The sequence below is a fragment of the Nonomuraea sp. NPDC050790 genome (assembly GCF_044456745.1).
In the GTDB taxonomy this organism is placed as follows: domain Bacteria; phylum Actinomycetota; class Actinomycetes; order Streptosporangiales; family Streptosporangiaceae; genus Nonomuraea.
The window spans coordinates 324,110-344,152 of record NZ_JBITGF010000002.1 but is presented as its reverse complement, the minus strand read 5'-3'; the positions used below and the strand labels follow the sequence as shown (position 1 = coordinate 344,152).

The following is a 20,043-nucleotide window of genomic DNA, read 5'->3' as shown; positions in this document are numbered from 1 at the left end:
GCTCACCCCTTACCCCTTCGCGACTTGGCCTTGTATCCCTCGGACTGCTGCGTCGCCACGCGCATGGGCCGGTGCGGGCGCCACGGGTGGTGGAGCGCCCAGATGAGCCCCTCGATCCGATCCTGCACGCTGTCGAGGGCGGCCAGGGCGACCCCCTTGTGCGCCACCGCGCGATTGTCGTTGATCCGTCCCGTCCACTCGTCCGGACGGTCGTCTTCCTTGATCGCGGCCAGCAGGCGCATGATGACGGCGGGCTCGCTCCACTTGGGCCGGAGCACGGAGACGTAGGAGACCTGCTCGACCAACTGGTCGATGCAGGGGTCGTCGTCGCGCGGTTCCGTCTCCTCGGCCACGAGCTGCTGGAGGTATTTCTTGCGGTCGATTTCGAAGGCGAAGGAAAGGCGCTGGAGCTCCTTGGCCGCTTTGTAGCTGGCGTCGGCCGCCACCCGCCATTCCGAGGAGACAAAGGCCACGAGCGCCCCGAGGAAGAACGGGATGAGGCCCAGCAGCGTGGGGACCAAGGGATTGGATTCCGGGGGCGGGCGCTGGTCGGGGTCGGACCCAATCAGGGCCTTGCAGGCGCGTTCGAAATCGGCTTTGCGCCGATCCCGCCACTCACGCAGGGTCAGGGCGGTGGGGCTGGGTGAGGCCGACACGACGAGCCTGGTCACCGTGGGTGTGGCGGATCCCGACGGACTCGGCTGCGGCGTTCCCAGACCAAGAATGTCCGCAGTGTCCAGTAATCGCTTGGATTCATCCTCGTCGAGGCAAATGACCCATCGGCGGTCGGTGGTTTCCGGATCGGTCCGCGCGGTGGCGCCGGTGGCGCCCAGAACCGGCACAACCATCACCAGCGCGGCCAGGCAACCAAGCCGCGCCAGAGTCGCCATGTCACCAGCCTCGCGTCACCGCTGAACAGTGGGCAATGTTTGCAGGATCATATGACGTCAAGGAAAGATCTGTCATACCTGATCTCTTTCTTCCTCAACATCTGATCGTTCGTGATATGCCCATAAATGCTGTTTCGGTTAGCCATACTTGGCTAATAAGGGTGAGGCTTTTGGCGCCTTAGCTGGGTAAGGGCGGAGTCGTCACGGCGGGAGGGGCTCGGGCGTTCACTACCGGCCGTGAAGGGCGCGCGCCATCGCGGCGGGTGGGGTAGGTCGGCACCGCCGTAACGGACAGGGGGCTACGGAAGCCCGGTCACGCGGAGGCGCGCGCGGTCGCCTCGGAGAGCGTCTTGGCGAACGCGAGCACGTGGGACACCGCCTCGGGCCCGTCGGCGGCCTCGCTGACGCGCAGGGAGAGGTCGTCGGCGGTGATCGCGCCCGTGTAGCCGTGGTCGGCGTCGCAGTTCTCGTCGCCGCAGGTGGCGGGCTCGAGGTCGACGTGGGAGATGGCGCCCCAGCCGATCGTCAGCGTCACCTCGGTCGGCGGCACGCCGGGGACGTAGGAGGCCGGGTCGGGTACCACCCTGGTGACGGCCACGGACTGCACGCGGCTCAGGCGCACGGCCTCGGTGGTGGTCGAGGCGTGCGAGGCCGAGACGCCCTCGACGGCCGGATGCTCGTCGGTGTGGCAGACGAGCAGGCGCGAGGCGGACAGCACCAGCACGGTGACGTGCCTGCGCACCTCCATGGCGGGGTCGAACGTGGCCTCGTGGTGCACCACATAGGCCGTCACCGCCTCCTTGCCCAGCGCGGATTCGACCGCATCCGTGACGAGGTCGGGGTAGTAGCCGCTGCGCTCGATCGCCTCACGCAGACCCGCGGCTGAGACTCGGGTTTCCCTCATGGGTCCATCCTGCCAGGGCTCGGCCCCGCTCTCATCCATCGCATCTGTTCCTGTTTTCTGTTGCCTTTCATCGTCCTTTCTCTGTTACGGCCCAGCCCCGCCCACCCCCACCCGCCGACCGTGGCCGGGGACATTCCAGGGTCACGGCAGGCAGGCCGCGCAAACGCGCCGCCGCGACGCGCGCCCGACGACCACCCGACCGCGCCCGCCTCTGCCCGGTCCCGGCCCGCATCTCCTTGCAGGGTCAACAGTTCGTCAAAACCTGTGGCGTCCGCGCTTGCGGGATGGGTGGGTCAGGAGAGGCGGCGGGGACCGCCGTCCTGTCGGGGGCCCGGTGGGGTCCTGAGCACCGCTCTGGCGCCCAGGACGATGACCTCGCTCTCCCCCACCAGCACCTGGTCCAGGTCGAGCCGGGCGACCTCCGGCAGGTCGTTGGCCAGGCGGCCCACGCGTACCAGCAGGTCCTGCAGGGCCTCCACCGCCACCGGCGGGTAGCCGTACTCGCCGAACAGCAGCGGCGCCGCCCTGACCGAGCGGATCAGCCCCGCCGCGTCCTCGGCCGTCAGCGGGGCCAGCCGGTAGCCCTCGTCCTCCAGCAGGCGGGCGGTCACGTCGCCCAGTCCGAACGAGACGACCGGGCCGAACGCCGGGTCCTCTGTCACCGCCACCACGGTGGGCACCGCCGGTTGCGGGACCATGCGCTGGACGGCCAGCTCGACGCCGTCGCCGTACTGGCCGGCCAGCTCGGTGTAGGCGCCCCGGACGCTGTCGGGGCCGCCCAGTCCCAGCCTGACCGTTCCGGCCCGCCTGGCCGCCTCGGCGCCGGTCACCTTGACCACCACGGGCCAGCCCAGGCGTTCGGCGGCCGCCGCGGCCTCGTCGGGCGAGCGCACGATCGGCGCCGGCCACACGGTGATCCCGTAGCAGGCCAGCAGCTCGGTCGCGTCGATCTCCACCGGCCCCACGCCGGCCTCCTGCCCCGGGAACCCGCCCGCCGCGGTGGCGCCGCCCTCTCGCTCGGGCGCCTCGGCTTCGGGTTCCGGGGAGGTCTCCGGTTCCGGGGTGGCGGGGAGCAGGTCGAGGTGGTGGGCAACCAGGGCGTGGGCGGCCTCGGGGTCGAGGTCGGGGAGCTCCGGGGGTGTGCCTGCCGGGTGAGACAGCCACGCCGCGTACCTGACCACGTGGGCCAGCGCCCTGACCGCCTCCTCCGGCGCCGCGTAGGACGGGATGGAACCCCTCGCGGGAGTACGGCCCACGCGCAGGTCGGGATGCATGCCGAGATGGCCCTCGAACGTCGCCAGCACAGGCTTGCCGGTGTCCTGGGAGACCTTCAGCAGCTCGGCCGCCACCCCGGCGGTGTCGCCCGGGATCGGCGGCATGTAGATCACGACGGCGGCGTCCACCTCGTCGGCGGCCAGGACGTCCGCGAGAGCCGTACCGAACTCGGCGGGACCGGCGGAGGCGCCGAGGTTGACCGGCGGGCGGGGCTCAAGGCCCGCGTCGGCGCTGGCGTGGACGGCGAGCAGGCCGAGCGCGTCGGAGTTGGTGACCAGGCCCACGCGGGGACCGGCGGGCAGCGGCTGGTGGGCCAGGAGCTGGCCGACGTCGAAGAGCTGGATCAGGTCGTCCACGCGGATGAGTCCGGCCTGGGCGAACAGGGAGCTGATCGCGGAGTCCGGCAGGCGCAGGGCACGCGCGGAGTGGCCCACCGGGGTGCCGCCGCTCTTCACGGCCACGATCGGCTTGCGGCGGGCGATGCGCCTGGCCAGGCGGGTGAACTTGCGGGGATTACCCAGGGACTCGAGGTAGAGGAGGATGACCTCGCTGGCGGCGTCCTCCTCCCAGTACTGGAGGAGGTCGTTGCCCGAGACGTCGGCCCGGTTGCCCGCCGACACGAACGACGAGATGCCCATCCCGCGCTGCGCGACCCGCTGCAGCAGCGCGGTGCCGAGCGCGCCCGACTGGCTGAAGAAGCCGACCCTGCCGCGGCCGGGCAGCGTGGCGGCGAGGGTGGCGTTCAGGCGGGTGGCGGGGTCGGTGTTGGCGATGCCGAGGCAGTTGGGCCCCACGACGCGCAGGCCGTAGGAGCGGGCGATGCTGGCGAGCTCGTCCTGCCTCGCGCGGCCGCCCGCGCCGGTCTCGCCGAAGCCGGAGGAGACCACGACCAGGCCGTGCACGCCCTTCTCCGCGCATTCCTTGACCACGTCCAGCACGCTCTCCGCGGGCACGGCCACGACCGCGAGATCCACCTCGCCGTCGATGGCGCCCACACTGGGGTACGCCCGCACGCCGGCCACCGCCCGCACCTCCCGGTGCACCGGGTAGACGGGGCCGGTGAAGTCGGCGGCCAGCAGGTTGCGCAGCACGGTCTGGCCGACGCCGCCGGGCTCGCGCGAGGCGCCGATGACCGCGACGGAACCGGGCGTGAGCAGGCGTTCGATCGAACGCGCCTCGGCGCGGTGCTCGCGCGAGGCGGTCACCTCGGCGGAGGTCTCGGTGGGGGCCAGGTCGAGCGTCATGCGGACCACGCCGTCGGCGAAGCGGCTCTGCGCGGTGTAGCCGGCCTGCCGCAGCACGCCCATCATCCGCATGTTGGCGGGCAGCACGTCGGCGATGAACGTCTCGATGCCGTTGTCCCTGGCGGTGGCCGCCAGGTGTTCGAGCAGGACGGAGGCGACGCCGCGGCCCTGGTGGGCGTCCTCGACGAGGAAGGCCACCTCGCCCTCGGTCGCGCTGACCCGGTCGTAGCGGATGACCGCCACCATCTCCGCTCCGATCGTGGCGATCAGCGCGACCCGGTTGGCGTAGTCGACGTTGGTGAACCAGGCCACTTCCTTGTCCGACAACTTCGGACGCGGGCCGAAAAACCTAAAGTAAATCGACTCATCGGACAGCCGCGAATAAAAGGCACGAAGCCGGTCGGCGTCGGCCGGGCGGATCGGACGCACGTGGGCGGTGCCACCGTCGGCCAGGACGACGTCGGCCTCCCAGTGGGCCGGATACTGTGCATCCACAGTCCCGAGCGTAGACCTGCATCCCAGATGCCAAGACCGTTGGGCAACGCTTGTGCATCGACTGGGCGCCTGTGTCCGGTCTCTGCCCCACGAGCAGGCCGAGAGCTGTTAGTTTTGCGGCGGCAGGCATAGCGAGAAGACGCAAGGTGGTGGCCTCATGACGCGGGTCGTCGTGGTGGGCGATCTCATGACCGACGCGGTGGCGCGCGCCCGTTATGCGCTCGCCAGAGCCAGCGACACACCCGCGATCGTGACGATGCACGGCGGCGGATCGGGGGCGAACATCGCCTCCTGGCTGGCCGTCGAGGGCGCGGAGGTGGCCTTCATCGGTCGCAGGGGCGCCGACATCACCGGCCGCAACCGCGACATGGAGCTGATGGGCTACGGCGTGGACGCCCGGCTCGTCATGGACCCGGAGCGGCCCACGGGAACGTGCGTGGTCCTCGTCACCCACAAGGGCGAGCGGACCATGCTCTCCGACCCCGGCGCCAACGCCGCCCTGTCGCCGGAGGACCTGCCGCGCGACCTGTTCAGCGGGGGCAGCCATCTCCACCTGTCGGGGTACACGCTGATCAACGAGGGCTCGCGCGACGCGGGCCTGGCCGCGCTGGACATGGCGCGGCGCGGCGGCATGTCGATCTCGGTCGACTGCTCCTCGTCGGCGCCGCTGGAGCGCACCGGCGCCGAGCCGTTCCTGGAGTGGACGAGCGGCGCCAAGCTGCTGTTCGCCAACGCCGACCAGGCCAAGGTGCTGACCGGCCGCGACGACCCCGAGGCCGCGGTGAAGGTGCTCACCGCGTGGTTCCCGCAGGTCGTCATCAAGCTCAACGCGGACGGCTCCCTCTGGTACACCAACGGCCGCCCGGACCCCGTCCGCGCCGCCGCCGAACCGGTCGACCGCATCGTGGACGGAACGGGCGCGGGCGACGCGTTCACCGCCGGCTTCCTCCCGCCGTGGCTGGCCGGCAAGCCTCCGGCGGAAGCCCTGGCCGCGGGCAACCGCCTGGCCGCCAAGGCCATCGTCCACCTGGGCGCCCGGCCCCGCCTGTAGCGACCCCGCACGCTCGGGCGCCGACGTCCAACGTCGCGCGCCTGCCACCCATGGCACCACCCAGGTGGTGACCGTGCGCGCGTCACGGCGGGTCAGCGGTGAGGCGGAGGAGGGCGGCTGCGTCTGAACCAGCTGAGTACCCCCTACTCAGGCGGAGAGGGGCGCGGGGGCGCAGCATCGGGGGCATGACAGCGGCTGAGTTTTCGCGCGCGCAGGACCGCTTCCGCATCCCGAGGGCGCGGCGTTTCGACTGGCTCGATCCCGTGGGCCATCCGCTGCGCCGCTTTCCCGGCATCGATCGGCGGCTGCCGCTGGTGTGGCCCGACCCGGTCATCCCCGAATGGCCGGAGTTCTGGCCGATCGACCCGCGCGGCTTCCCGCCGCTGCTCCCGCCCTCAGGCAAGGAGCGGCACGAGCTGACCGTCCCGATCTCCCCCACCGACACCCCCACCGACGACACCCGCTACGAGAGCCCCGACGGCACCACCCTCCTGGCCCTCCCCCGCTACGACCTCGCCTTCGACCGCGACGAGCCGCGCATCCAGATCGTGGACAGGTCCGGCACGGCGACGCTGGTCGTGGTGGCGGTGCAGGTTCCGACCGGGCTGGCCGAACTGCCGCACGAGCTGTCGGTCGCGCTGCGCTACCGGGTGCCCGAACTGACCGGCGGCACCGTGGTCGTCGAGGTGGACTTCCCCGTGGCCAGGCTGGACGACAGCGGCACCGTCGTCTCGGCCGAACTGCCGCTCACCGGTCCCGGCCTGCGCCAGCAGTTGCTGGCCGCGATGAGCTCGCTGGAGGCCCGCGCCACCGTGGCGGTCAAACGCGGCATCACGGTCGCGGTGCCCAACCCGATGCTACTGATCGACCCGCCGCCGCCCCAGACCTACCGCGAGGTGGCGCTGCTGCTGGAGTGCGTGGCCGCGCCGAGCCCGCTGCTGCTGTCGGACGCCCAGCGCGTACGGCTCGGCGGCGGCGCCACCCCGACCGGCGTGCAGGGCATGCGCAGGCTGCGCGTCCAGCACGAGGGCCGCGGGCATTCGTTCTGGCAGGACCCGGCCAGGCCGGAGCACTTCTACTTCCTGCCCGACCGGTTCCTGCTGGGCCGGCTGCCGGAGGCGGGCCGCCGACCCGCGCTGAACATCCGGGCCACCAGCGCCGCCCGCGAGGAGGACGTGCGGGTCACGGTCGAGTTCCTGGCCAGGCCGGTCGTCTCCACGGAACGGCTGGCCGCCGCCGAACCGGTGCTGGCCGAGGAGTCCAGGCGCATGGGCTCCACCGCGCCGGTCCGGATGGAGATCCTGCCCGACGCCCAGCCCATGCTCCGCCTGGCCCTACCGCAGGACGGGGCGGCGCCGTCCGGGCTGACCGAGCGCCCGACCGCCCAGGTCGGACTCGAACAGGGCGTCACCCACGCGGAGACGTTCACGCTGGAGGACTTCAGGCTCGTGCACTCCGCCTTCTTCGGCGCGTCGCTGAACGTCATGAACGGCGAGGTCAGGGTGGGCGCGGGCGGCGGCCAGCCCGAGGACGTGGAGCTGGAGCTGCGCCTGGAGGACACCGCCGGCGACGTCCTGGAACTGGAGCCGCTGACCGCCGTCCCCACGCGCGTCACCGCCCGGCTGACGAACGCGATCGAGAGCCCCGTCCGCGTCGAGCGCCTCAAGGCCGTGGCCGTCGCCGCGGGCCGCCGGGTGCCGCTGAGCGTCGAGGGCGGGCCCGCGGGCAAGGTGCTGGCGCCGGGCGAGGAACTGGAGATCGCGCTGGTCCCGCCGGAGCCGCTGCCCGAGGCCGGCGCGTACACGATCGTGCTCGACCAGTCGGGCGTGTCGGTCCAGGTGGACAAGGAGGCAGTCTGGAAGGCGGTCTTCGATGACAGCGCCAAGCCGCGCCTGAGCCGTGAGGTGAGCGTGGTGGCGGTGCCGGCGATGTTCGGCGACCCGTCCGGCGACCGGGTGGCGCTGTTCGTGGTCTCGATCGTGGGCGCGCAGTCGTCGGTGCAGCTCAGCGAGACGGAGCTGAAGGCCACCACGCTCGTCCACGTGCCGGTGAGCTCGCTGCTGACCGGCGCCCCGATCCCGCCGCTGCGCTACCGGACCGAGACCATCTGGCAGTCCGGACTGGTCGGGGTCAGCCCGGTGCGCGAGACCGACGCGACGATCCTGCCCCCGATCAAGACCCGTCCGAGCGCGTAGGAGGAGCGATGAGCGTGCTGCAAGGGCTGCCCGACCTGGGCGCCCCCGCGGGCGGCGGGTTCGCGGCGTTCGGCAGGGAGGGCCTGGTCGTCTCGCTGCCCGACCGGCTGGACCTGGCCCGCCGCGACGGCGTGCCCGACCTGCTGGTGACCTTGGAACGTTCCCTCGACTTCCCGCCGTCCGGGTTGCTGGAGCTCGCCTTCACGACCGGCTCGTCCACGCCGGGTGTGCCCGCCGACGTGCGGGAGAGCCTGCTGGAGCTGTCGGTCAAGATCGGGCCGATCTCGCCGCCCACGGTCCTGGCCGCCGACCAGCTTCACGGCGCGCGGCTGGCGATCTCCCTGCGGCCGGAGGCGGCGCACGTGATCGCGCGCCTGGTCGAGGACGCGACCCTCCCGATCGTGGCCGCGGTACGGCTGGCCGTGCGCGCCGTCGCCCCCAGAGCCGCGTTCCAGACCAGGTTCGACCCCCGCGACCTGGCCACGCGCCTGGCCACACGCCTCGGGACCGGCGCCAGGCTCACCCCGGACGCGCTGGCCACGGCGCTGGCCGCCCTGCTCGGCGCGGAACCGGCCGCGGCCCAGGCGCTGGCGTCACGGGCGGCGCCCCTGGTGGCCGAGCCCGCCCCAGGCGCCACCCTCGACCTGGTCCTGCGCGTACCCGGCGAGGTGGCCCAGGGCTCGGTCCGCCTCGACCTCGCCGAGCCGGCCGCGGTGATCGCCCACCGGGTGCTGTCCTTCGACCCGTTCGCCGCCGCGCGCGAGCTGGCGGGCGGCTCGCTGGACCGGCACGTGCGGCTGGTCACCCTGCCCGGGCTGCCAACCGGGCAGGTGCCGGTCCACGTCTCGGCCAACCTGCCGGAACCGGTCACCGACCTGCCTGCCCTCGTGGCGGACGTGCGTCTGCCCGCCGCGCCGCCCCGCCGGCCGCACCCGGTCTCCGGCAGCCTCGCGCTGGACTCGGCCGGCCGTACCGGAACGCTGACGTTGACGCTCGCGCCCGGCGAGCTGCCGTCGGGCGAGGCGCGGCTGCGGGCGCTGCTGTCCACGGGCGAGGAGGTGGAGGGGCCGTGGCGGCCCTTCGACGGGCGGCGGATCGTCCTCGACCGCGACGACTTCCCGCTGCCGTTGCGCGTGGTGCTGGCCTCGGACGCGCTGCTGGCGCTGGCGACGGTGGACGTGGTCAGGCGATCGGGCGGTACGGCGGGGCGGCTCGCACCGGGCACCCCCACGCTGGCGGTGCCCGACCTGCCGGGCGACCCGGTGGCCAGGCTGGTCCTCACGCCGCTGGGCCGGGGCCGGGTGCTGGAGCTGCCCGTGGACGACCGGCAGCGGCTCGACCTGGACCCGGCGGTGCTGCCCGGGTTCGGCGGGCACCGGGCGCGGCTGGTGGCCCTGCACCCGCCGGTCACCGTCGAATGGGTGCCGGAGGCGGAGACCGAGGTCAGGCGGGTCCCGCTGAGCGTGGCGCGGCCGGAGGCGGAGATCGGGTGGACGGCGGACTCGCCGTTCCGTCCCGGCGTGCGGTGGCGGGTGGCCCCCGGTCCGTGGTCGGAGCCGGTGGACGGGCCGGTCGTCACCGTCGACCAGGCGGCGCCGGTCGTGGTGGACGGCGTCGAGCTGGTGCCCGACCGGCGGGACCCGAGCGTGTGGGTCTACGTGCCGCCCGGGCCGTTCCTGGACGCCGAGCCCAGCCTGCTGGTGGCGGGCGAGGTGGCGTTCCTGCAGCTCACCAGCCGGATGGACCTGCCGGAGGCGACGAAGGACGCGTTCGTGGGCGTGCTGGCGGGGCGAGCGGGACAGGTCCGCGCGCTGCCGGTCGAGGTGCCCCGCGTCGCGCTGCAGGTGAAGGAGGAGGACGCCTGGCAGGACGTGGCCACCGGCGGCAGCTCCGGGATGCCGCCCTGGCGGACCGCGCTGTCGGCGATGCTCACGCCTTCGCAGGCGGAGGCCGTGAAGGCGGCGTTGTCGGGGACCGCGGGGCGGGTGCGCCTGGTCGCCGAGCTGATCGAGTCGGAAGTCACCCGCGTCCAGTCCCGCGATCTGGCGGATCTCATCAAGTAGGGAGAAAGCTCATGCTCCTGTTGCTCGAATCCATCGAATTCCCCGAGGCCACCGTCTACCGCGACAGCGACAACCCGCTGAAGTTCTACATGCTGCCGAAGGACCCGACGCTGCGGATGGACAACGGCCGGCCGGTCTTCAAGTACCTGATCTACCGGACGCTCAAGCCGCTGCCCAACGGGGGCAACGGCGCGGCGCTGGTGTTCATGGACGTCGAGCTGGCGCTGAGCGAGGCCCAGATGGCCACGCTCGCGGTCAAGCTGGCCGAGAAGATGACCGCGGAGCGCGGTCCCGGCGCCCAGCCCGTGGATCCGAAGGCGATCGTGCTGAGCAAGCCCGAGTTCACCGCGGGCAGCGTCCAGGTGGACATGCTCGCCAACTCCGGCAACCTCGTGCAGCGCGTCAACCACGCCGGCATCCCGTCCATGTACGGAAACAACATCGTCGCCATCTCGGCCGAGCTGACCGAGTTCGGCGCGGCGATCTTCGAAGGCGCGATGCGGACCGCGGGCGCCGGCGGCGTGAAGGTCACCTACAACCTGTCGTTCGCCGCCCGCCTGCCCGAGGTGAAGGCCACGGGCCACTGGACGGCCAGCAAGTTCTACAGCTTCGTCCAGCAGGTCGACTTCGAGGAGAACTTCTGGTCAGAGGACGACTTCACGGAGAAGGTCGATGAGATCTTCATCAACTCCGAGTCGCGCATCGTGGACGTCGACCCCGGCATGCTGCCGAGCGACCACCCGGTGCTCACCACCGTCAGGGGGATGATGACCCAGCACCTCGACGACGCCATCAAGCGCAACCTCATCGAGGCCATCCCGCCGGAGAACCGCGACTTCTCCAAGGTCCGCGACGCCGACTTCGAGAACATCAAGCGCAGCGTCATGGTCAACAAGTCCTCGGACGTGTTCATCCAGTTCAGGGAGAAGCAGGTCACGACCGTGACCAAGGGGCCGCAGGCCAACGTCAAGTCGATCACCGAGCTCGGGTTCAACTTCGACGACTTCGCCGAGAAGGTGGCCGCCGACCATCCGTTCCTGCGCCAGCTCAACCTCAACGTCCAGGTCAACGCCGAGTTCGAGGTGCTGCCGATCTTCAGCGTGGACGTGACCATCGACTTCCCGCCGCACACCGCCCAGCACGGGGTCCAGACGTTCACGTTCAAGAAGGCCGACGACGTGGGCAAGTTCAACGCGTTCCTCGACGGGCACCCGAAGAAGTTCACCTACCGCTACGTCGTCAACTACAAGGGCGAGAGCCGTACGTTCACCAGCGACGTCATCGAGCACGAGGGCGACGACCTCAAGATCAACATCGATGACCTGGGACTCTGGATGGTCGACGTCGAGATCGGCGACATGAACTTCGACCAGGTCACCAAGGCCGTCCTGACGCTGCGGCACCCCGAGATCGCACCGGGCGACCGGCCGGCGAAGACGTTCCAGATCGACAAGACCTTCACCAAGCAGAGCGTCAAGGCCGTCCTGCTGCAGCCCGCGCAGCCGTACGGCGGATCGCTGAAGTACTTCATGAAGGACGGCAGGGAGTTCGTCCGCGAGCTGAACGGGCTGACGGACAAGACGTTCATCGTGGACGACCCGTTCTCCGCCAACAAGACCATCCAGGTACGCAGCAGGGGCGACTTCGACCGCTCGATCGACACGATCTTCATCGACTTCGACTACACCGAGACCGGCAACGCCTTCCAGCAGACCCCGTCGGTGATCATCGACAAGGGCAACCGGGGCGTCAACGTGACCTTCCCCGTCATCGACGAGACGAAGGGCAAGCTGACCTACCGGGCGATCACCACCTTCCGCGACGGCCGCGTCTCCGACCCCGGGCCCAAGGAGCTGACCGACCGGACGCTGGTCGTCGGCGAGCAGGCCAACATCCTCAGCGTCACCGTGCTGCCCGACCTCATCGACTGGACCAAGGTCAAGCTCGCCACCGTGGAGCTGACCCACGCGCAGGAGAGCGAGACGTTCGTCTTCCGCAAGGGCGAGGCCACCGAGCGGACCTGGGAACTGGCGCTGCCCGAGGGGACCGTGAAGGAGTACCGCTGGTTCACGAAGTTCTTCATGGAGGCGGGCGAGCCGATCACGGACAAGTCGCCGGAGCCGGTGGACGACGAGAAACTGGTCGTGGAACTGCCATGATCATCGAGGCTCCGCCGTACTTCATGGTGGACGGCGTCACCGTGATGCGCGACCACCTCGACCCGCGCCAGTTCTACTACCTGCCGCTCTCGCCCTCCTTCCGCATGGTGGGCGGGGTGCCGGCGTTCAGCCTGCTGAAGTTCTTCTCCACCGCGGGACAGGGCGGCTTCGCCGACTTCGACGTCCACCTCGGCCTGAGCCCCGAGCAGTTCGGGCAGGTGCGCGGGGAGGTCAAGCGGCTGGCCGGGCTCGCCGAGGAGCCGAGGCTGGCGCCGGTGCCGGTCTTCGACGGCGGCGTCACGCTCATGCTGTTCGGCCAGCAGAGCGGCGGCGGCGGGACCTTCGTCAAGGCCATCAGGCACGGCGGCAAGCCGTCGCTGTTCGGCGACAACGCCGCCGCCTTCTCCGTCGAGCTCGACGCGCGCGGGGTCGAGCTGCTCGACCAGGCGATGGAGCTCACGCTGTCCCCCATCGGCGTGGTCTACCAGCTCGACTACCTGGCCCTTCGCCCCGCCTACCACGTACGGCTCAGCATCGACTGGCACCGGACCCAGGAGATCCTCGACGAGTCGTTCGGCCAGGAGGGGCTGGTCACCTCCCTCCAGATCCAGGACGTCATGGAGAAGCTGGAGGAGGATCGGGCGATCGTCCTGGAGATCGACACCACGGTCCCCGAGGACACCGAGTCGGGCACGTTCGCCGCCCGCAGGGACGCCGCCGCGGCCCGTGCCCGCGACATGATCACCGACGCGTTCTTCGAGAGCTCGCTGGACCCGCTGCGCGAGCCGCCGGACGGCTGGGACCGGGCGCGCGAGGTGGTCCGCTCCTTCTCCCCCGCGCGCAGCACCCCGCTGGGCGTGTTCACCTACAAGAAGGTGCACTTCACCCGGATCGACCGCAAGCGCCTGGACGTGAACCTGTCCGAACGTTCCACCGTCCGCCGCACGATCTACCCGCAGGGGCACCTGAGCGGGCTGTTCCGCGAGAGCGGCGGCGTGGACAGGGACAAGCACGTCAAGGTGATCAACGCCGACCACCCGTGGTTCCAGCGGCGCCGGGTCAAGGTCATCTCGCACGCCGACTTCGCCAAGGACCCGGTGCGCTCGATGACGGCCTTCCTCACCTACCGGGGCGAGGTCAAGAGCGTCCACCTCGACCAGAGCAAGCAGGAGGACGCGGTCGAGTGGCTCTCGCACGTCGCCGACGGCAAGCTGATCGAGGCGGTCGACCTGCGCTTCGCCGTGGACCTGCACCCCGATCCCACCGGGGAGCGGCCGCACCGGCTGGAGTCGGAGACGACGCAGGTCACCGGCGAGACCGCGCCGATCCAGCCGCGGGCGCTGTTCTCCCAGGAGCAGATCCCGGTGCTGACCCGCGCCTCGTTCCCCTGGGAGCGCTATCCGCTCGTGCAGGTCGAGCTCCGCTACGACGACCCCGATCACGGCATCCGCCAGCACGACGTCGTGCAGCTCAGCCAGGCCCGCCCGGCCGACAACTGGGAGCGGTTCCTGGTCGGGGAGCCGGCGGGGCCCGTCATGGCGCGGATCACCTACCGGGCCGCCGACAACCGCGACCGGGTCACGCCGCTCGCGCCGGTCCTGCAGCCGCTCATCGACGTGCCCGACCCGTTCCCGGCCCGGCTGCGGGTGACGCTCACGCCGGTCCTGGACTGGACGCGGGTGGAACGCGCCTTCGTCGACCTGTCGTACGAGGACCCGGCGAACGGCATCCGGATCGGCGACTCCATCGAGCTGATCCAAGGTCAGCAGCCGCGCCAGTTCGTCGCCGACCGCGTGGACGTGAGCGTCGAGCGGGTCCACTACCGGGTCACGATACTCATGCGCGACGGCAGCGTGGTGAAGGCGCCGCGCTCCAGCACGCTCGGCACCCAGATCTTCGCCGGCCCCCGCGGCCAGCGGGCGATCGCGGTGAAGGCGCCGGGCGACTTCACCGACATCAAGCGGATCGAGGTGTCGGCCAGGACGCCCGGCGGGTCCTCCGACATGTTCACGTTCGAGTCGGGCGGCGCCAGCGCCGTCTTCGACTACGACTTCACCACCCAGGCGGACGACTTCTACGAGCTCAGGGTCGAGCGCTTCTTCACCAACGGGCTCAAGTCCACGCGCGACTGGCAGGTGCACGACACCGACGCCGTCGTCGTCTGATCGCCGCCGGACAGGGAGGTCGAGATGTTGCAGCTCGGGTCGCAGACGTTCGAGGTCGACGGGGTCACGGTGTTCCGCGACCACGCCGATCCCGACCAGTTCTGGTATCTGGCGACGGAGGTGGTGTTGCGTACCCGATCCGACGGGCGGGCGGCGTTCAGCTTCCTGAAGTACCGGCCGGACGTGAAGGACGCCGGGATCGAGGGCGGGGGCTTCCTCATGCTGGAGACGGCGGTGAGCCTGCCCCCGGCCACCCGCAGCAAGATCCTCGGCCAGGCGCAGGCGCTGGCGGCCAACCCGCGACTGGCCGCCGCGCCGGTGGAGGCGGGCAGCGTGCGCTGCCTGGCGCTGAACCTGGAGGGCCCGGGCGGGACCACCGCGCCGCCCGGCGCCTTCGCGCCGGTCACCCGCATCATGGGTACGGCCAAGCCGTCGCTGGTCGGGGAAGAGACGGCGGCCTTCTCCCTGGTCCTGGACGAGGCGGGGGCGACGATCCTGGAGGCGGCGTTCGGCAACGGCCTGACCCCGGTCGGGGTGGTGTACGACCTGACGTACTCGGCGCTGACCCCCGACCTGCACGTGGAGATCACCGCGGACCTCGACCGGATCTACACCCACTTCTCCGCCGGGCTGGAGGCGCAGATCTACTGGCTGCGGGTGGGGATCGACGCCGGGTTCGAGGAACTGCTGGCCAACGGGACCATCAAGATCAAGGTGATCGACTTCGAGGGGACCGGGGACCAGGCCGAGAAGTGGGCGCTGGACTTCTTCAAGAACGACCTGCTGTCCAAGTGGTTCGAGCCGTCGTTGTCGCTGGGCAAGCTGCAGGGCGCGGCGCAGCCGGAGGGTCTGGACGCCATCCTTGACCGAGCCAAGAAGCTCATCAAACCGGGAAACCCGTCCGGCGGCGGCACCCCCACACCCGGCGGCACCCCACCCAGCCCACCACCCAGCGGCCCACCCCCAAGCGGCCCACCACCCAGCGGCCCACCTCCCAGCGGCCCGCCACCGGGCGGCGGCCATCCGCCCGGAGGAACTCCTCCCGGTGGCACTCCCCCCGGCGGCGTTCCACCCGGCGGCACCCCACCCGGCGGCACCCCACCCGGTGGCACCCCACCGGGCGGGACACCTCCAGGAGGCGCACCTCCGGGCGGGACGCCGCCTCCGCCGCCGCCACCACCGCCGACCACCGCGCCCAGCCCCCACGAAGGCGCCGGTGCGTCGATCCCCGCGCTGGTCTCCTTCAAGCTCAAGGTCATCCGCCAGGAGGAGCGCAAGAAGCTCACCCTCGTCTACGAACGCCGCAAGGCCGTCAAGCTCACCTACGCCCCCCAGGGCTTCGTCGGCCTCCTGCTCGACGACCTGGCCGACAAATCGTCATATTTCCTGAATGTTGATCTGGCCGACTCCTTCTTCAAGAAGATCGACGTCGACGTGGCCACCCCCGTGGACTTCGCCGACATCGGCCTGTTCGCCACCGACGTGGCCATCGACTACGGCGACAACGGCCCCCAGGACTTCCGCCTCACCCAGGCCGCCCCAGGACCGGCCCGCTTCAGCACGTTCCTCAACACCGCCCGCGATCTCGACTTCTCCGTCGGCATGGAACACCACTTCCACGCCAACTCCGGCTGGATCGGGGAGAAGCTCAGCTATCCGATCCCGCCCCGCCGTACCAAGGACCGCACGCTCAAGGCCGACCCCCACGACGACCTCGGCTTCCTCAAGCTGGAGATCTTCCCGAACCGCATCGACGCCGGCATCGTCGACGCCGTGGACGTGGACCTGCGCTACGACGACGGCCACACCTTCCAGCGCCGCGACGTCTTCCGCGTCCGTCCCAAGGACGCCGCCCGGCAGTGGCGCCTGCGCCTGACCAGGCCCGAGGCACGCTCGTGGACCGCCCAGCTCACCCACCACCTGAGCGACGGCAGCACGCGGGTCACCCCGGCCTTCCCCGGCGACGCCTCCTTCCTGCCGGTCAACGACCCCTTCCCCGACTCCCTCGACATCCTGGCCATCCCGCTGTTCGAGCCGGGCACGGTGCGGATGGCCTTCCTGGAGGTGGCCTACGACGACACGACCAACAACTACCACCGCCGCGCCCGCCTGGAGATCCCCGGCGACGCCGTCAGCCCGCTGCCGCTGCGCATCGCGCTGATCGACCCGGCCAAGCGCGACTTCACCCACCAGATCACGATCATCCGTCAGGACGGGGTGCTGGACCGGCGGCCTCCGGTCCGGGGGCCGGAGACGCTGATCGGCGTCCGCCTGTGAACCCCCGCGCCGCCCTGCGCGCGATCGCCGGCCACGAGCTGCCGCCGCCGCTGGAGGACGTCCTGGACCGGCTGGCGGCCAGCGCGTGGCCGGAGGTGGCGTGGCGGTGGAGCCGGCTGACGCCCTCGGGCTTCCCGGTGGAGCTGACCCCCGGGCCGGACGGACTGAGCTGGGCCGCGGAGGTGGCGCCGCCGGAGTTCCCCGACGCGGACCGGCTCGGGGCGGCGCTGCGCCTGCTGGAGAAGGCCGGACAGCCCTGCCTGGAGCCGCTGCCAGGGCGGAGCGCGTCGGCCAGGTTCGGCGCGTGGATCGGCGGCAAACCCGACGGCCGGCTCAAGGTGTACGCGGAACTCGCCGATACGCCACTGCTCCAACAACGCGCGCCAAGTGGCGGCCGGCCGGAACCGGTGGCGGCCACGAGTGGCGGCTGCACAGAGCCGGTGGCCGCGGCGCGTGGCGATCTGTCCGATCTGGCTGAGACTGTGGCGGTGCCGCGTGGCGGCCGGTCGGAGCCGGTGGCCGTGGTGGCGAGTGGCGGGCCGGTGGTTCCGGGGTCGCGGGGCGGCCTGCCGTACCTGCTGCCGGAGGCGGTTGGGGCGGTGGTGGGGAGGTTGCCCGACGGGGCCCGCCCGCGCATGGCGGGGGTGGAGCCGCGGACGGGCAAGACGGAGCTGTACTTCCGGCTGCCCGTGCTGGAGGACCCGCTGGATCTGCTGCCGCTGCTGCTGGAGAGCGGCCACGCGGCGGCCGTGCGCGCCCTGGAGGAACACCTCCCGGGCGGGCTCGGCCGCCTGCGCGGCCGCCGGCTCGGGCTGAGCGTCGCCTGGCACAGCGGGTCGCGGGGCAGGCCGCGGCTGGCGCTGTTCGCCTCTGCCAGAACACTCTTCCCTGAGGAACCCGAGCCGAGCCCCGGCGTACGCCGGGGACTGGTGACGCTGGCCCTGGACCCGGAGGGCCTCAGCCTTCCCGTGGCTGTGGCACTCTCGCCCGTTCCCGCGCGGCCCTGAGCCGTCCGGCCCAGTGGACCGCGGCCAGCGCGGCGGCGAGCGTCTCCGGGCCGAGCAACAGCGTGGCGCAGAAGAGCCGGTACCAGAACGTCGCGGTGAGCGGGCCGAGCGCGAGCCCCTCCGCGGTCCACTCCAGTACGGTGACCACGACCGGCAGCAGCAGGAACCAGAACCAGGCCAGTACCCCGGCGAACCCGGCCAGCCACACCCACCGGAACCACCGGGCGGCGCGCAGGTCGGCGGGCGCGGCGGCGTCGAGTTCCGCGGCCTGGGCCGGGGTCAGCCGGCCGAAGGCCCGCCGCAGCATGAGCGACTTGACCTCCCACAGGTTGCGGCAGCCGAGCCAGTTGACCATGACGGCGTACAGGTCGGTGCGCATGAAGATCATGCACTGCCAGAGCAGCCCGGTGAGCTTCACGAACACCCAGACGGCGAGGGTGTCGTCGACGGGCTGCGGCGGGCCGGTCAGGCGCAGGCCGAGCAGGATGGCGAGGGTGACGACGTCGATGGCCATGCCGCCGAGCAGCGGCCCGTAGCGCCTGCGCCTGGACACGCCCCACACCTGCGTGAGGTCGGTCTCGAAGACCAGCAGCATCATCCGCCGGTCCACGCCGAAGCGGGACCTGATGCCGATCGCCCGCGCGGCCAGCCAGTGCCCGGCCTCGTGCAGCGCCATCGACGCCATCGAGAACGGCACCAGCAGCAGCGCGCTCAGCCCGATGTCGGCCATCACGAACGCGTCCTCGCCCGGGTCGGGGAAGAGGCGGGGTTCGAGCACGAAGACGGCCAGGCAGAACACCGCGCAGGCGGCATAGACGGTCCAGGCGACGGGTCCGAAGAAGGGTCTGACGTGCTCCTCGCGCAGGCCGCCGAGCCAGCGCCGGCCCTGGATGGGCGCGGTCTTGGGCGCCTCCTGCTGCTCGCCGTCGTCGACGAAGCCGAGTTCTTGCAGGACCTCGACGAAGGAGGGCACGTCCACGGGCTCGCCGGCGAACGCCTCGGCCTCCCGCGCCGCCTCCTCGGTGGTGGCGCCGCGCTGCAGGGCGGTGATGACCACGCCGCCGACCGCGGGGATGGTGATGAAGATGCCGGTGCCGGGGTCGCCGACCAGGACCTCCTCGCCTTCCTCGACGAGGCTCAGGGGGCGCAGCCGTACGGTCTGGGTCATGGGGTGCCTCTCCGCGGTGCGAGCGCGCAGGCCGGACAGTCCGGATCTGTCGGGAACGGTTCCCACACCGGCACCAGGCCCGTCCGGAGGTCGAGCATCACGCGCGCCCCCGCGGCCCGAGGCGGCTCGAATCCGGTCAGGTAGCGCAGCGCCTCGTAGGCGATGAGCGAGCCCATCTGCGCGGCGATGGGGCCGATGAGGGCGTTGTTGAGCCGGAGCCCCTGGCTGAGCCGCTGGGCGACGCCGCCGGAGGTGGGCGAGGCGGGATCGGGCCGGTCGGACTCGTCGCACAGCAGGCACGGGCTCCTGCCGGGGTCGACGGAGCAGTACATGAGCTGGGTACGGCCCATGCCCCCGCCGACCAGCGGGATGCCGGCGCGCAGGGCCGCCTCGTTGACCCAGAGGTGGGCGCCGGGCTCGCCGTCCAGGCCGCCGGCGATGAGGTCGACGCCGTCGGTGAGGTCCTTGAGGTCCTCGGGCCCGGCGATCCACCGGTCGACGGCTCTGACCTCGATGGCGGGGTCGTACTCGCGTACCCATTCGGCCGCCCGCTCGACCTTGGACCTGCCGATGTCGGCGTGGCGGTAGAGGAACTGGCGGGCGAAGTTGCGCGGGGCGACGTCGTCGCGGTCGACGATGGTCAGCCTGCCGACGCCGAGCCCGGCCAGCGACTGCACGACGGAGGATCCCCCGCCTCCGGCCCCGAGCACCAGCACGTGGGAACGGCGCAGCCGGCGCACCATCTCGGCCCTGGACACGCGCAGGCCGGAGAAGGCGCCGAAGAAGGTCATGGTGGAGAAGTGGCGTTCGTCGGCCTCGGGGTCGCCGAGCCAGCGTTCCGCCGCGTCCTCCAGCAGTCCGAGCGAGTCGAGCCCGTCGAGCCCGTCGGCGACGTCGTCCTCGCTCAGCTCGACGCCGCGCGCCCGCAGTGCGGCGGACAGTTCCGCGGCGGTGGCGGGGCCTTTGGCCAGTTCGTCGAGGAGGGCGGCGATCTGGCCGCCGGGGTCGGCGAGCGTGAGCGCCTCACGCGGATCGTGCACCAGGACGAGATCCTCGCCCAGGGACTCCCAGGCGCATTCCTTCAGAACGACTCGCACAGCCTCTCCTCGACGGCTCGAAGACAGGGCGGATCGGGCGAGGAAGCACCGCC

The 20,043-nt window shown here is 71.6% G+C and carries 12 protein-coding genes; 7 read left to right on the top strand and 5 right to left on the bottom strand.

The features are described from left to right. Positions 1-2: 2 nt before the first annotated feature. From ACIBEJ_RS10025 to ACIBEJ_RS10015, 3 genes are all read right to left on the bottom strand, one after another. On the bottom strand, positions 3-890 hold the full coding sequence (locus ACIBEJ_RS10025; protein ID WP_397182296.1) for a hypothetical protein: 888 nt from the start codon (positions 888-890) through the stop codon (positions 3-5). A gap of 313 nt (positions 891-1,203) precedes the next feature. Further along, the gene (locus ACIBEJ_RS10020; RefSeq protein WP_397182295.1) at positions 1,204-1,794 is read right to left on the bottom strand and encodes a DUF5998 family protein; all 591 of its coding nucleotides are present in this window, start codon (positions 1,792-1,794) and stop codon (positions 1,204-1,206) included. Between the two features lie 293 nt (positions 1,795-2,087). Next, positions 2,088-4,808 carry a GNAT family N-acetyltransferase gene (locus ACIBEJ_RS10015; RefSeq protein WP_397182294.1) on the bottom strand — a complete coding sequence of 907 codons (2,721 nt, stop codon included), beginning with the start codon at positions 4,806-4,808 and terminating at the stop codon, positions 2,088-2,090. 157 nt (positions 4,809-4,965) lie between these two features. Between ACIBEJ_RS10015 and ACIBEJ_RS10010 the strand changes: the two genes are divergently transcribed. The 7 genes from ACIBEJ_RS10010 to ACIBEJ_RS09980 all read left to right on the top strand — a co-directional run bounded on the left by ACIBEJ_RS10010 (position 4,966) and on the right by ACIBEJ_RS09980 (position 17,725). After that, entirely contained in the window at positions 4,966-5,859 is an 894-nt protein-coding gene (locus ACIBEJ_RS10010) for a carbohydrate kinase family protein (RefSeq protein ID WP_397182293.1), read from the top strand. 185 nt (positions 5,860-6,044) lie between these two features. Continuing rightward, a complete protein-coding gene (locus ACIBEJ_RS10005; RefSeq protein WP_397182292.1) occupies positions 6,045-8,054 on the top strand; it encodes a hypothetical protein in 2,010 nt (669 codons plus the stop codon). A gap of 8 nt (positions 8,055-8,062) precedes the next feature. Next, entirely contained in the window at positions 8,063-10,117 is a 2,055-nt protein-coding gene (locus tag ACIBEJ_RS10000; protein WP_397182291.1) for a hypothetical protein, read from the top strand. 11 nt (positions 10,118-10,128) lie between these two features. Continuing rightward, positions 10,129-12,276: a hypothetical protein gene (locus ACIBEJ_RS09995; protein WP_397182290.1), complete on the top strand. Its 2,148-nt coding sequence runs from the start codon at positions 10,129-10,131 to the stop codon at positions 12,274-12,276. Continuing rightward, positions 12,273-14,441 (top strand): hypothetical protein, encoded by a 2,169-nt coding sequence (locus ACIBEJ_RS09990; protein WP_397182289.1) that lies wholly within the window; start codon positions 12,273-12,275, stop codon positions 14,439-14,441. The genes ACIBEJ_RS09995 and ACIBEJ_RS09990 overlap by 4 nt, the downstream gene beginning before the upstream one ends. 24 nt (positions 14,442-14,465) lie before the next feature. Beyond that, complete coding sequence (locus ACIBEJ_RS09985; protein ID WP_397182288.1) at positions 14,466-16,718, top strand: hypothetical protein; 2,253 nt, start codon at positions 14,466-14,468, stop codon at positions 16,716-16,718. Beyond that, entirely contained in the window at positions 16,715-17,725 is a 1,011-nt protein-coding gene (locus ACIBEJ_RS09980; RefSeq protein WP_397182287.1) for a hypothetical protein, read from the top strand. The genes ACIBEJ_RS09985 and ACIBEJ_RS09980 overlap by 4 nt, the downstream gene beginning before the upstream one ends. On the opposite strand, the gene ACIBEJ_RS09975 is transcribed toward ACIBEJ_RS09980, so the two are convergent. Both ACIBEJ_RS09975 and ACIBEJ_RS09970 read right to left on the bottom strand, forming a co-directional pair. Then, positions 17,676-18,893, bottom strand: coding sequence for a hypothetical protein (locus tag ACIBEJ_RS09975; RefSeq protein WP_397182286.1), 1,218 nt, complete (start codon positions 18,891-18,893; stop codon positions 17,676-17,678). The two genes, ACIBEJ_RS09980 and ACIBEJ_RS09975, sit on opposite strands and share 50 nt — an antisense overlap. After that, complete coding sequence (locus tag ACIBEJ_RS09970; RefSeq protein ID WP_397182285.1) at positions 18,890-19,990, bottom strand: HesA/MoeB/ThiF family protein; 1,101 nt, start codon at positions 19,988-19,990, stop codon at positions 18,890-18,892. The genes ACIBEJ_RS09975 and ACIBEJ_RS09970 overlap by 4 nt, the downstream gene beginning before the upstream one ends. Between the last annotated feature and the right edge of the window lie 53 nt (positions 19,991-20,043).

Bases quoted from the DNA above. Each gene is read 5' to 3' on its own strand.
- ACIBEJ_RS10025 (WP_397182296.1), bottom strand. From the start codon at position 890: ATGGCGACTCTGGCGCGGCTTGGTTGCCTGGCCGCGCTGGTGATGGTT.
- ACIBEJ_RS10020 (WP_397182295.1), bottom strand. From the start codon at position 1,794: ATGAGGGAAACCCGAGTCTCAGCCGCGGGTCTGCGTGAGGCGATCGAG.
- ACIBEJ_RS10010 (WP_397182293.1), top strand. From the start codon at position 4,966: ATGACGCGGGTCGTCGTGGTGGGCGATCTCATGACCGACGCGGTGGCG.
- ACIBEJ_RS10005 (WP_397182292.1), top strand. From the start codon at position 6,045: ATGACAGCGGCTGAGTTTTCGCGCGCGCAGGACCGCTTCCGCATCCCG.
- ACIBEJ_RS10000 (WP_397182291.1), top strand. From the start codon at position 8,063: ATGAGCGTGCTGCAAGGGCTGCCCGACCTGGGCGCCCCCGCGGGCGGC.
- ACIBEJ_RS09995 (WP_397182290.1), top strand. From the start codon at position 10,129: ATGCTCCTGTTGCTCGAATCCATCGAATTCCCCGAGGCCACCGTCTAC.
- ACIBEJ_RS09990 (WP_397182289.1), top strand. From the start codon at position 12,273: ATGATCATCGAGGCTCCGCCGTACTTCATGGTGGACGGCGTCACCGTG.
- ACIBEJ_RS09985 (WP_397182288.1), top strand. From the start codon at position 14,466: ATGTTGCAGCTCGGGTCGCAGACGTTCGAGGTCGACGGGGTCACGGTG.
- ACIBEJ_RS09975 (WP_397182286.1), bottom strand. From the start codon at position 18,893: ATGACCCAGACCGTACGGCTGCGCCCCCTGAGCCTCGTCGAGGAAGGC.